The 12488-nt window shown below is 73.0% G+C and carries 13 protein-coding genes; 5 read left to right on the top strand and 8 right to left on the bottom strand.

Annotated features, from left to right (window positions below):
* Window positions 1-63: 63 nt before the first annotated feature.
* The 3 genes from coaE to rpsA all read right to left on the bottom strand — a co-directional run bounded on the left by coaE (window position 64) and on the right by rpsA (window position 3617).
* Window positions 64-1245 (bottom strand): dephospho-CoA kinase, encoded by a 1182-nt coding sequence (coaE, locus tag I4I82_RS28540; RefSeq protein ID WP_218594826.1) that lies wholly within the window; start codon window positions 1243-1245, stop codon window positions 64-66.
* 23 nt (window positions 1246-1268) lie between these two features.
* Window positions 1269-1955, bottom strand: coding sequence for a hypothetical protein (locus I4I82_RS28535; RefSeq protein WP_218596239.1), 687 nt, complete (start codon window positions 1953-1955; stop codon window positions 1269-1271).
* 156 nt (window positions 1956-2111) lie between these two features.
* On the bottom strand, window positions 2112-3617 hold the full coding sequence (gene rpsA, locus I4I82_RS28530; protein WP_218592524.1) for a 30S ribosomal protein S1: 1506 nt from the start codon (window positions 3615-3617) through the stop codon (window positions 2112-2114).
* 221 nt (window positions 3618-3838) lie between these two features.
* Between rpsA and I4I82_RS28525 the strand changes: the two genes are divergently transcribed.
* Genes I4I82_RS28525 through I4I82_RS28505 form a run of 5 tightly spaced genes read left to right on the top strand, consistent with a single transcriptional unit; the run spans window position 3839 to window position 6722 of the window.
* Complete coding sequence (locus I4I82_RS28525) at window positions 3839-4654, top strand: class I SAM-dependent methyltransferase (protein ID WP_218592523.1); 816 nt, start codon at window positions 3839-3841, stop codon at window positions 4652-4654.
* 25 nt (window positions 4655-4679) lie between these two features.
* Window positions 4680-5660 (top strand): DNA glycosylase AlkZ-like family protein, encoded by a 981-nt coding sequence (locus tag I4I82_RS28520; protein ID WP_372451398.1) that lies wholly within the window; start codon window positions 4680-4682, stop codon window positions 5658-5660.
* Complete coding sequence (locus I4I82_RS28515) at window positions 5621-5770, top strand: hypothetical protein (protein WP_218592528.1); 150 nt, start codon at window positions 5621-5623, stop codon at window positions 5768-5770. The genes I4I82_RS28520 and I4I82_RS28515 overlap by 40 nt, the downstream gene beginning before the upstream one ends.
* Window positions 5771-5815: 45 nt before the next feature.
* Complete coding sequence (locus I4I82_RS28510) at window positions 5816-6196, top strand: PaaI family thioesterase (RefSeq protein ID WP_218592527.1); 381 nt, start codon at window positions 5816-5818, stop codon at window positions 6194-6196.
* Between the two features lie 34 nt (window positions 6197-6230).
* A complete protein-coding gene (locus I4I82_RS28505) occupies window positions 6231-6722 on the top strand; it encodes a cupin domain-containing protein (RefSeq protein WP_218592521.1) in 492 nt (163 codons plus the stop codon).
* 8 nt (window positions 6723-6730) lie between these two features.
* Here I4I82_RS28505 and I4I82_RS28500 read toward each other — a convergent pair whose 3' ends face one another.
* The 5 genes from I4I82_RS28500 to I4I82_RS28480 form a co-directional block, all read right to left on the bottom strand.
* A complete protein-coding gene (locus I4I82_RS28500; protein ID WP_218592520.1) occupies window positions 6731-7453 on the bottom strand; it encodes an ABC transporter ATP-binding protein in 723 nt (240 codons plus the stop codon).
* Complete coding sequence (locus tag I4I82_RS28495) at window positions 7450-8256, bottom strand: ABC transporter ATP-binding protein (RefSeq protein WP_226370298.1); 807 nt, start codon at window positions 8254-8256, stop codon at window positions 7450-7452. Before I4I82_RS28495 ends, I4I82_RS28500 begins: the two co-directional genes overlap by 4 nt.
* On the bottom strand, window positions 8253-10028 hold the full coding sequence (locus tag I4I82_RS28490; protein WP_218592519.1) for a branched-chain amino acid ABC transporter permease: 1776 nt from the start codon (window positions 10026-10028) through the stop codon (window positions 8253-8255). The genes I4I82_RS28495 and I4I82_RS28490 overlap by 4 nt, the downstream gene beginning before the upstream one ends.
* Entirely contained in the window at window positions 10025-10957 is a 933-nt protein-coding gene (locus I4I82_RS28485) for a branched-chain amino acid ABC transporter permease (protein ID WP_225920709.1), read from the bottom strand. Before I4I82_RS28485 ends, I4I82_RS28490 begins: the two co-directional genes overlap by 4 nt.
* A 110-nt stretch (window positions 10958-11067) precedes the next feature.
* Window positions 11068-12294, bottom strand: a complete 1227-nt coding sequence (locus tag I4I82_RS28480) for a branched-chain amino acid ABC transporter substrate-binding protein (RefSeq protein WP_218592518.1) — start codon at window positions 12292-12294, stop codon at window positions 11068-11070.
* Window positions 12295-12488: the final 194 nt, after the last annotated feature.

Here is a 12488-nt window from a genome sequence, read left to right as displayed (position 1 = left end):
GTCCGGCCCTCTGTCACTCCATCGTGGAGCGGTCGCGCTCCGTTACCGGCGGGTCATCTCCACTCAGGCCAACGAGGGAACCCACCCCGACGATACGGCCCAGGCCTCCGCGCGGTCGGCGGCCCCGTCGAACCAGGGTTCCTTGAGGTCGCCGTAGCGCAGCGGGTCGCCGCCCGACTCCGCGACGGCCCGCCGCTTGACCGCGAGGTACTCCTCGCGGGCCCCACGATCGACGCAGAGCCAGTCACGGAACAGCAGCGCGTACCGCCAACCGGGTGAGCCGATCTCACGGATGTGCAGGTGCGCGCGGCGGCCGGGATCGGCGGTGCCGTGGCAGAGCTTGGGCCGGACTGGGCCGGGCGGTTCGGGGTCGTCGTGGTCGATCTCGGGCCGCCACGGGAAGCCGACGGCCTCGAGCGCGGCGCGGAAGCCCGCCACCTCGTCGAGGGACCGGACGGCGAGCTGCAGGTCGATCACGTCGTCGGCCGGCAGGCCGGGCACGGCGGTCGAGCCGGTGTGCGCGACCTCACGCCCGCCCGCGGCAGCCGAGACCCGCGCCGCGAGGCGCGCGGCGTGCGCCGGCCAGTCCGGGTCGGGGTCGACGAGAACCGCCTCCGTCGTGCGGACGGCCTCGCCGCGGCGCAGGTTCGACTCGAACGGCACCAGCCGCTCGTCCCACAGGGCGTCGACCACGGCCACGAGCGCGTCCGGGGCGCCGGAGTTGTCGAGCCACACGTCGGCGGCGGCGCGCCGGGCGTCGTCGTCGACCTGGGCGGCGATCCGCGAGCGCGCGTCGGCCTCGGGCATCCCCCGCTGCTCCACGAGCCGCCGCACGCGCTCCTCCGCCTCGGTGTGCACGACGACGACCAGCGGGAAGTGCGGCGCCATCCCGCCCTCGACGAGCAGTGGGACGTCCTGCACGACCACGGCGTCGGCCGGGGCCGCGGCGATCAGCGCGTCGGACGCGGCCCGCACACGCGGGTGCACGATCGCGTTGAGCCGGGCGCGGGCGTCGGCGTCACCGAACACGACGGACGCCAGCGCCGGCCGGTCGAGCCCACCGTCCGGGCCGAGGACGTCCTCGCCGAAGGCCGCGACGATCTCGGCCAGGCCGTCGGTGCCGGCGGCGACGACCTCGCGGGCCAGCACGTCGGAGTCGACGAGGACCGCACCTCGGGCGACGAGCCGCCGCGCGACCGTCGACTTGCCCGATCCGATCCCGCCGGTCAGCCCCACGCGCAGCATGCGCCGCACGCTAGGGGATGGCGCTATCCGGCGGCGACCGCGGGGCCCTCGGTCGGGGTCGGCGACGGGACCACCGGCTCGGCGGGGCGCGGCGGGCCGACGACCGGCAGCACGCGCAGCGCGAGGTCGACGAGGACGTCACCGCGGGGGCGGTCGCCCGGCCGCGGGCCCTCGGGCAGGACGAAGGTGAGCGTGTCGTCGTCGAACGTGACCATGAGGACCGACTCGCGCGACCGGTCGAACAGCACGGCGGGCGCGGCGCCGATGGCGAGATCGCGGCGGTCGCCGTCCTCCACGCCGGTGTTCTTCTCCCACTGCGCGGCCGCCGCGGCGGCGTCGGTGTAGCGGGCGGTGTTGATGTCGAGCAGGGTGCCGCGGGCCGACCCGGTGCCGGAGTAGCGGCAGGCCACGCGCTCGGTGCGCCCGACCGACGGCTCGGGGACGCCGATCGTCGTGCGGACGGTGACGCTGTCGAGCGGGAGGCCCAGCAGGGCCCCGAGGTCGGCGGCGGCCAGGAGCTCGCCACACTCGGTGGGCAGGGCTCCGTTGCGGTCGGCCTCCCCCGGCTCGCCCGAGGCCGTGCCGGTGGCCGCGGCGAACGTGGGCACCGCCGTCGTCTCGACGTCGACCCTGGCGCATCCCGCCGCCGCCGCCAGCCCCATCAGCACCACCAGGAGCCGTACCGCACCCGCCCGTGTTCCCCCACCCACGGGTTCAAGGGTAGTGCGGTCCGGGTCGATCGGGTGGCGTCCGGAGCGGCGCGTCCGGGGAACGCAGCGCAACCGTGACCGGACGGAGGGCGACGAACGGGGACGGCCCCGGCGACCGTGTGGTCGCCGGGGCCGTCCCGGTGTGCTGCTGGCCGATCAGGCGCCGCCCGACAGCTTCTCGCGCAGGGCCGCGAGCTGCTCGTCGCTGGCCAGCGAGCCGCCGGACTGCGCCGGCGCGCCGCCGCCGCCGCCGCCCGTGCCGGCCTCGGCGTCGGCCGTGTCGGACGAGTAGCTGGTGCCACCGCCGTCGGCTGCCGCCTCGGCCTCGGCCTCGGCCGACTTCTTGATCTGGGCGATGTGCTGCTCGTAGCGGACGTGGGCCTCCGCGTACTCCTTCTCCCACGCCTCGCGCTGGGCCTCGAAGCCCTCCTGCCAGTCGCCGGACTCGACGTCGAAGCCCTCGGGGTAGATGTAGTTCCCCTGGTCGTCGTACTCCGCCGCCATGCCGTAGCGCGTGGGGTCGAACTCGGTCTCGGCCGTCATGCCCTCGTTGGCCTGCTTGAGCGAGAGCGAGATGCGGCGCCGGTCGAGGTCGATGTCGATGACCTTGACCATGGCGTCGTCGCCGACCTGGACGACCTGCTCCGGGATCTCCACGTGGCGCTCGGCCAGCTCGGAGATGTGGACCAGGCCCTCGATGCCCTCCTCGACGCGCACGAACGCACCGAACGGGACGAGCTTGGTGACCTTGCCCGGCACGATCTGGCCGATCGCGTGGGTGCGGGCGTACAGGCGCCACGGGTCTTCCTGCGTGGCCTTGAGCGACAGCGAGACGCGCTCGCGGTCGAGGTCGACGTCGAGGACCTCGACGGTGACCTCCTGGCCGACCTCCACCACCTCGGAGGGGTGGTCGATGTGCTTCCAGGACAGCTCGGAGACGTGCACCAGACCGTCGACACCACCGAGGTCGACGAACGCACCGAAGTTGACCACCGAGGACACGACGCCCTTGCGCACCTGGCCGCGGGCCAGCTGGTTGAGGAACTCGCTGCGGACCTCGGACTGGGTCTGCTCGAGCCACGCGCGCCGGGACAGGACCACGTTGTTGCGGTTCTTGTCCAGCTCGATGATCTTCGCTTCGATCTTGCGGCCGACGTAGGGCTGCAGGTCGCGCACGCGGCGCATCTCGACCAGCGAGGCCGGGAGGAAGCCGCGGAGGCCGATGTCCAGGATGAGACCACCCTTGACGACCTCGATGACGGTGCCCTCGACCGGCTCGTCGGCCTCCTTGAGGGCCTCGATCGTGCCCCAGGCGCGCTCGTACTGCGCGCGCTTCTTGGACAGGATCAGGCGGCCTTCCTTGTCCTCCTTCTGGAGGACCAGGGCCTCGACGAACTCACCGACAGACACGACCTCGGCGGGGTCCACATCGTGCTTGATGGACAGTTCGCGGGAAGGGATGACCCCTTCGGTCTTGTAGCCGATGTCGAGCAGGACCTCGTCACGATCGACCTTGACGATCGTGCCCTCGACGATGTCGCCATCGTTGAAGTACTTGATCGTCTTGTCGATGGCTGCGAGGAAGTCCTCCTCCGACCCGATGTCGTTGATGGCGACCTGAGGGGTCGTGGAGGTCGGCGCGGCGGTGGTGTCGGTGGACATGTAGTGGGGTGCTCCGGTGATGGATGTCGGCGTGGTGCTGGGCTGGTGGTGTACGGCTCGTGACGTGGTGCTGTCACCCTTGATCTGGTGGTGCGAGGAGCCCGTGGAGGGACCACCGGCGCGGACGCCGCGGCGTTGACCACAGTGCTCCCACCATGCTACGCGGGGGGTGAACCACGGCACAACGCGGGTCGCGCGCCACGAGCTGCGACGATGGTTCGGTGAGCGCCGAGGAGCTTCTGGGGACCACGGGGGTCGCGCGACGGGCCGTCGACGGGGCGGAGTCGCAGCGCGCGAGCCGCGCCTGGTGGGACGCCGACGCCGACGACTACCTGGCCGAGCACGCCTCCGACATCGGCGACGTCGACTTCGTGTGGTGTCCCGAGGGCCTGCGCGAGGCCGACGCCGGGCTGCTCGGCGACGTCGCCGGGAAGGACGTGCTGGAGATCGGCTCCGGGTCGGCGCCGTGCGCGCGCTGGCTCGCCGCGCAGGGGGCGCGGGCCGTCGCCCTGGACCTGTCCGCGTCGATGCTGCGCCACGCAGCGGCCCTCGGCGCGTCCACCGGCGTGGCGGTGCCGCTGGTGCAGGCGGGCGCGGAGCGGCTGCCGTTCGCCGACGCCTCCTTCGACGCCGCCTGCTCCGCGTTCGGGGGCGTCCCCTTCGTCGCGGAGCCGGAGCGGGTGATGCGCGAGGTCGCCCGCGTCCTGCGCCCGGGCGGGCGGTGGGTGTTCGCGGTCAACCACCCGATGCGCTGGATGTTCTCCGACGACCCCGGCCCCGACGGCCTCACCGTCGTCCAGTCGTACTTCGACCGCACGCCCTACGTCGAGGTCGACGACAGCGGCGCGGCCACCTACGTCGAGCACCACCGCACGATCGGCGACCGCGTACGCGACGTCGTCGCCGCCGGGCTGGTGCTGCGCGACGTCGTGGAGCCCGAGTGGCCCGAGGGCCGAGACCGCGTGTGGGGGCAGTGGAGCCCGCTGCGCGGCGCGCTGTTCCCCGGCACGGCGATCTTCGTGTGCACCCGGCCGTGAAGCTCACCTGGCGGCAGGTGCGCCGGTGGCGGACCCGGCGCCAGCTGCTGCTCTCCCCCGGCCCGACGCCGGTCGAGGTGGCGCGGGCGCTCGGCGGCGTCCACGCGCAGGTGGCCTCGTGCGCCGCGCTGATCAGCGGCGTCCGCTGCGGCACCGCGCCCGACGCCGACCTGGCCGCGCGCCGGCTCGTCCGCACCTGGGCCGCCCGCGGCACGCTGCACCTGCTCCCGGCCGACGAGCTCGACCTCTGGGTCGGCGCCCTGACCGCCCGCGACGCCCGGCGCCGCTTCCCGCCGTCGTGGGAGCGCGAGCACGGCGTCACCGCCGCGCAGCTGCACGCGGTCACCGACGCGATCGGCGAGGTCCTCGGCGACGTGCCGCTGACCCGGGCCGGGCTCGTCGACGCCGTCGTCGCGCACCTGGGCGACCCCGCGATCGCCGGCCCGCTGTCGACGGGCTGGGGCGCGCTGCTCAAGCCGGCCGCGGCGCGGGGGCTGCTGTGCTCGGGACCCGCGGCCGACGGCGCCGTCACCTTCGTCTCCCCGCCGCCTGGCTCGGGCGCCCGCTCGACCCTCCCCCGGCCGCCGCGGCCGAGCGGACGGTGCTGCTGCGCTTCCTGGCCGCGAACGGCCCGGCCACCGCGGCCGACGTCGCACGCTGGTGGGGCGAGCAGCCCGCGCCGGCGAGGCGGACGGTCCGGGCGGCCGCGGACGCGCTGGCCGAGGTCGTCGTCGACGGGGAGCCGGGGTTCCTCGTCCGCGCCGAGGACCTCGGCGAGCTGGCGGCGGTGCCCGACGGCGGCACCGACCCCGCCGACGCCCCACTGCTGCTGCCCGGATTCGACCCGTGGGTGATCGCGCCGCTGAGCCACCGCGCCCGCGCGGTCCCCGCCGACCGCACCGCCGAGGTGTCGCGCACGGCGGGGTGGATCTCGCCGGTGCTCGTCGTCGACGGGGTGGTACCGGGGTGTGGGAGCACGCCGTCGCGGACGGGGAGGCCATGCTGACCGTCCGGCCCTTCGCCGACGCGCCCGACCGCGACGCCCTCACCGCCGCGGCGGCGCGCTACGGACCGCTGCTCGGCGCGGGCATGGTGCGCGTCGCGGTCACCGGCTGACCTAGGGTCTCCTGCGTGCCGATCGATCCCGAGGACCTCCCGCCCATGCAGACGACCGAGCAGCTCGCCGAGCGCATGGGCATCGAGCTCGTGAGCCTGGCGCTCGAGGAGGTCGTCGGCCGGATGCCGGTGGCGGGCAACAAGCAGCCCTTCGGCCTGTTGCACGGCGGCGCGAGCGCGGTGCTCGCCGAGACGCTGGGATCGACCCTCTCGGCGCTGCACGCGCTGCCCGATCGGTTCCCCGTCGGGCTCGAGCTCGCCTGCACCCACCACCGCTCGGCGACCACCGGGTTCGTCACCGGGGTGGCCCGCCCGATCCACGTCGGCCGGTCCACCTCGACCAGCGAGATCGTCATCACCGACGACGACGGCCGCCGCGTCTGCACGGCGAAGCTGACCTGCCTGCACCGCGACTCGAAGCCCTGACCGCGGACGGTGCCGCCGCGCTAGCGTCGCAGCCATGACCTACCTGCCCCACGCCGGCGACCACCCCGACGGCGTGGTGCGGCTCGCCGCGGACGTCCCACGGATCGTGAGCGCGGGGATGACGACCGTGCTGCTGGCCCCCGGGTCGGTCACCGACGAGGAGTACGGCCTGTTCGAGGCCCGACTCCCCGCCGGCTCGCCCGGCCCGGTGCCGCACTACCACGAGGGGTTCAGCGAGTCGTTCTACGTGCTGTCGGGCCGGCTCGCCGTCCGCACCGGGGACCGGTGGACGTCCGCGGCACCCGGGGACCTGGTCCGGGTGCCGCGGCGCGGCGTCCACGCCTTCCACCCCGAGGGCGACGACGGGGCGCGCTTCCTCATCCTGTTCTCCCCGGCCGGGCAGCCGCGGGAGGAGTACTTCGCCGAGATGGCCGCGCTGGCGACCCGGGACCGGCCGCCGACCGTCGAGGAGATCGACGAGCTGGCGGCGCGGCACGACCAGGTCAACCTGCGCGACCTGCCCTGAGGTGGCCCTCAGTTCGCGACGCCCTCGCCCAGGTAGGCCTCCTGGACGCGCGGGTCGGCGAGCAGCTCCGGCCCGGTGCCCGAGAGCGTGGTGCGTCCCAGGTCGATGACGTACGCGTGGTCCGACAGCGCGAGCGCCGCCAGCGCGTTCTGCTCGACGAGCAGCACCGTGGTGCCCTCGGCGCGCAGCTCGCGGACCGTCGAGAAGATCTTCTGCGTCATGATCGGCGAGAGACCCATCGACGGCTCGTCGAGCATCAGCAGCTTCGGCCGCGACATCAGCGCCCGCCCGATGGCGAGCATCTGCTGCTCGCCGCCGGAGAACAGGCCGGCCTTGTTCCGGCGGCGCTCGCCGAGCACCGGGAACAGGTCGTAGATGCGGTCGAGGTCGGACAGGATGCCCGGCTCGTCGGATCGGGTGTAGGCGCCGAGGCGGAGGTTCTCCTCCACCGTCATCCGCGCGAACAGCCGCCTGCCCTCGGGGCTGTGCGCCACCCCGAGCCCGAGGATCTCGTGCGCGGGCAGGGCGTGGATCGGCTTGCCGTCGAGCGTGACCGATCCCGTGACCGGGCGCAGCAGGCCCGAGATCGTCCGGAGCGTCGTGGTCTTGCCCGCCCCGTTGCTGCCGATGAGGCTGACGATCTGCCCCTGCTCCACCGAGAACGACACGCCGCGGACGGCCTGGATCGCGCCGTAGGCGACCGTCAGGTCGGTGACCTCCAGAAAGCTCACGGCTGCTGCTCCCCCGCGTGGATCTGCGCGTCGACTTCCTCCGGCGGCGCCCCGAGGTAGGCCTCGACGACGCGCGGGTCGCCCCGCACCTCGTCCGGCGTGCCCTCGACGAGCAGCTCGCCCTGCACCAGCACCAGCACCCGGTCGCACAGCGTGAAGATGAACTTGGTGTCGTGCTCGATGACGACCACCGAGATGCCCAGGTCGCGGATCGCGAAGATGAGCCGGCGGGTCACCTCAGTCTCCTGCGCGTTCATGCCCGCGGTGGGCTCGTCGAGCAGGAGGACGGACGGGTCGGTGGCCAGCGCGCGGGCGATCTCGAGCCGCCGCTGATCGCCGTAGGGCAGGTTGCGGGCGAGCTCGTCGGAGAACCGGCTGAGGTTGACGAACTCCAGCAGCTCCGCGGCGCGCGCTGCCGCCTCGGCCTCGCTGCGCCGGAAGCCCGGCCCGTGCAGCAGGGACGAGAGCGGGCTCTGCTTCATCCGCGAGTGCCGCCCGACCAGGACGTTCTCCGTGGCCGTCATCGACGGGAACAGGCGGATGTTCTGGAACGTGCGGGCCACGCCGAGCTCGGTGACCTTCGCCGGGTCCTCGGGCAGCTGCTTGCCGCGCAGCGCGACCTGCCCCGCCGTCGGCGAGTACAGGCCGGTCAGGCAGTTGAACAGCGTCGTCTTGCCGGCGCCGTTCGGCCCGATGAGCCCGATGACCTCGCCCTCCGACAGCCCGAAGGACACGTCGTCGAGCGCGGTGAGCCCGCCGAACTTCATGGTGACGCCGGTGGCCGCCAGGATCGGGTCGGTCACGACGACGCCCCCTTCCCGCCGGTGGGACCGGCGGCCCCGTGCTCCGCGCCCTGGTGCTCGGCCGCCACGATCGACGGGTCCGTGTCCGGCGCCAGCTCGGCGCGGCGGTGCGCGTCGGGCAGGATGCCCTGCGGTCGGAACCGCATGATGAGCACGAGCGCGATGCCGAACAACAGGAGCCGGTACTCGGAGAACTCGCGCAGCTTCTCCGGCAGCACGAACAGCACCGACGCCCCGAGCACGGCGCCCGGGATGGTACCCATGCCGCCGAGGATGACGGCCGCGAGCAGCGTGACCGACTCCAGGAACCGGAAGCTCTCGTAGGAGACCGTGCCGAGCTTGTGGGCGTAGAACGCCCCGGCCAGCCCGGCCAGCATCGCGCCGATGAGGAACGCGAGGATCTTGATCGGGCCGGTGCGGATGCCCATGGCCCGGGCGGCGTCCTCGTCCTCGCGGATCGCGATCCACGCCCGGCCCAGCCGGGAGAACTTGAGGTTCGCGAAGATCACCATGACCACGGAGATGATCAGGACGATCAGCACGTAGTAGAGGAAGCCCGGCGGCAGCTCGAGCCCGCCGATCTCCACGCCGTCGTTGAAGTCGGTGCCGAACAGCGACACCGGCGGAATGCCGGGGATCGCGTTCGAGCCGCCCGTGAGCCCGCCGATGTTGTTCTGCGCGCTGCGGACGAAGATCTCGCCGAACGCCAGCGTCACGATGGCCAGGTAGTCACCGCGCACGCGCAGCGTCGGCGAGCCGACGATGGCGCCGAAGATGCCCGCGACGATCGCGGAGATGATCATGACCAGCGGGAACGGGAGCGTGATGCCGATCGACGACGCCGCCGCGCCGGACAGGTTCGCCGCGACGAACGCGCCGATGCCCAGGAACGCGACGTAGCCGAGGTCGAGCAGGCCCGCGAGCCCGACGACGATGTTGAGCCCGATCGCGGTGGCGGCGTACACGCCGATGGTGGCCGCGACCGTCATCCAGTACTCAGTGCCCGCCGACGTCAGCGGCAGCAGCAGCGCCGTGACCAGGAGCAGCAGCACGCTGTAGATGCGGTGCCGCTCCGTCATCGCCGTGACCCAGCCCAGCACGCCCGCCGCCGAGAGGGCGGCCATCAGGCCGCCGACCGCGCCGAGGAAGGACAGGAAGATCGGACCGGCGTAGACCGCGCCGCCGCCCTGCCCGCCGCTGGTGAGCACCGCCGCGACGAGCAGCAGCAGGAGCACGAAGACCACGATCAGCAGGGCCCGCTCGACCCACGTGTTGAGCCGGCGGTCCCACACCGGCTGGGGCTCGACGCCCCCGGCCACCGCCCCGACGACGAGCAGCACGCCGCCGACCAGCGCGACGATCGCGCCGAAGGCGACCCCGTCGGCCACGGTGATCGCTCCGAAACCGCCGCCCTCGGCCACGATGAACAGGCCGTTGACGACGCTGACCGCGATGACGCCGATCCCGACGGCCCGCAGGATGCGGCCCTTCGCGGGGACGGCCGCGAGCGCCACGACGAGCGCGGCGATCCCGAACAACACCAGGTGCAGCCGGAACCCGGTGACCCCGAAGGGCACCGTGAAGAACTCGAGCGTCGCCTGCTCGGGGTAGGGGCCCTCGTTGAGCACGAAGGTGGCCCAGGGCAGGTAGGCGCCGACGATCGTCAGCAGGGCGCCTGCCACGCGCAGCGGCGTGGCGTAGGCGGCGAGCGCGGCCAGGCGACCGGACGGTGCGGGGGTCGGGGCCGCCCGCTCCTTCTCGAGGAGGCTCATGCGCGCACCCGCTCCGTCTCGCCGAAGAAGCCCTGCGGACGGAAGACCAGCACCGCGATCAGCACCACGAAGATCCAGACGTAGTCGTAGGGGCTGCCCCCGGGCAGGTACTGCCCGCCGAGGGTCTTGACCAGGCCGATCACCAGGCCGCCCGCGACGGCGCCCTTGATGTTGCCGATCCCGCCGAGCACGGCCGCGGTGAACGCGAACAGTCCGTTCTGCAGGCCGATGTTGATGTTGATCAGGCCGAGGTCCGCGCCGTACAGGATGCCCGCGACGCCGGCCAGGGCCGCGCCGAGGACGAAGGTCAGGACGATGACGCGGTCGGGGTTGATGCCCATGAGGCGCGCGACGTCGCGGTCCTGGGAGGTGGCGCGCATCGCGCGGCCCATGCGGGAGCCGTTGACGAACGTGTTGAGCGCGAAGGCCAGCACCAGCGACACCACGATGATGAGCACGCCGGTGTAGCGGATCGGGACGATGCCGTCACCGACCGGGATCGCGAGCGTGCCCTCGACGAACACCTTGGGGAACGGCACGGCCGCGGTGGCGTTCGGGTAGAAGACCCGGACCGCCTCCTGCAGCGCGACGGACACGCCGAGCGCGGTGATCAGCGGGGCGAGCCGGGGGGCGTTGCGCAGCGGCCGGTAGGCGAAGCGCTCCATGAGCACCGCGACGATCACGGCGATGCCGGCGCCCGCGACGAGCAGCAGCGGCAGCGCGAACCACCACTGGTTCTGGATGGCGGTGGGGAGCAGGTAGGTGAACATGGCCAGGCCGCCGTAGGAGCCGACCATGAAGACCTCGCCGTGGGCGAAGTTGATGAGCTGGATGATCCCGTAGACCATCGTGTAGCCCAGGGCGATGAGCCCGATCAACGACCCCAGGATCAGGCCGTTGACGACCTGGGACAGGAACGTGGACAGCAAGAGGGGTCCCTCCTACGCGCCGCGGTGGGGGCGGGCTCGTGGCCCGCCCCCACCGCTCGGCTCGAACAGTGCGGCCCCTGGTCGGGGTCGCTCACCGACTGACCCGGAGGTCAGCCCTCGTAGGTGCCCGTCTCCAGCGGCACGAAGGCGTCGCCCTCGACCGTGTAGACCGTCAGCAGCTTGTTGGTCGTGTCACCGAACTCGTCGAAGGTGACCGGACCCGCCGCGCCCTGGTAGTCGGTGGCCTGCACGGCCTCGACGACCGCGGCGCGGGTGTCCTCGGACCAGTCGCCGCCGTTCAGCGCCGTGACCAGCGAGTTGATGATGATGTTCGTGGAGTCGTAGGTCAGCGCGCCGTAGGTCTCGAACCCCTCGACGTAGTTCGCCGCCTCGTAGTCGGTGATGAACTGCTGCGCGCTGTCCAGGTCCTCCGCCGGGGCGCCGACGCTGGTGCCCAGGTCGCCGACGCGACCGCCCAGCGGGACGTACTCGGCGTTGATCAGGGCGTCGCCGCCCATGACCGGGATGTCCAGGCCGCCCTGGGCGATCTGCGCCGACAGCGGGCCCGCGGCGGGGTACTCGCCGCCGTAGTAGACCGCGTCCGGGGTGGCGGCACGGACCTGGGTGACGACGCCGGAGAAGTCGGTGTCGTTCTCGCCGACCTTGCCGGTGAAGACGATCTCGGCGCCCAGGCGGGTGGCCTCGGCGGCGAAGGCGGCGGCGAGGCCGGCCCCGTAGGTCTTGCCGTCGTCGATCACGGCGATGCGCTTCTTGCCGGCGGTGTTGACCAGGTACTGGGCACCGAACGGGCCCTGCACGGCGTCGGTGGTGGCGACGCGGAAGTAGTTGGAGAACGCCCGCGCCGGCGCGGTCTCGTAGGCCTCGCCCTGGGTCAGGGTGGGGTTGGTGTTCGCCGGGGAGATCTGGACGATGCCGCGCTCGAGCAGGATCGGCTGCACGGTCTGCGCGGTCGAGGAGTTCAGCGTGCCGACGACGCCGACGACGTTGGGGTCCGACGCGAGCCGCGTGGCCGCGTTGGCTGCGATGGCCGGCTGGGACTGGTCGTCCTCGGCCTGCAGGCGCAGGGCGTAGCCCGGCACGGTGCAGTTCTGGTTGGCCTGGTCGACCGCGAGGTCGGCCGAGTTCTGCATCCCGAGACCCAGGGCCGACAGGGGGCCGGACAGCGGAGCGACCATGCCGACCACCAGCGTGCCCTTGCTCGTGTCGCAGGCACCTCCGGCGGCGCCGCCACCCTCTTCCCGGTTCGTACCGCAGGCCGAGAGCACGAGGCCCCCGGCGAGGATCGCGGCGGTGACGACTGCGCGCCTCCGACTCATGGTGATGTCCTTCCGTACTGCACGACTTCGATCTCGCGGCGCCCGACCGCCACGGCGCTCCCGCCTTGTGGGAAGCGACGGGGACGTTAGACGGACCGCGGACGGCCCGTCACCACCCCCCCGCCGTCCTTTACCGGACCGCAACTCGGACATCGCGCACCGTGATCAGGTGCGTAGCCGTGCGTGAGGGAAGA

Origin of the sequence: Pseudonocardia oceani (assembly GCF_019263585.2) — a bacterium.
GTDB classification, from domain to species: Bacteria; Actinomycetota; Actinomycetes; order Mycobacteriales; family Pseudonocardiaceae; genus Pseudonocardia; species Pseudonocardia oceani.
The sequence above is the reverse complement of the archived record's forward strand: the minus strand, read 5'-3'. Positions and strand labels throughout refer to the sequence as shown.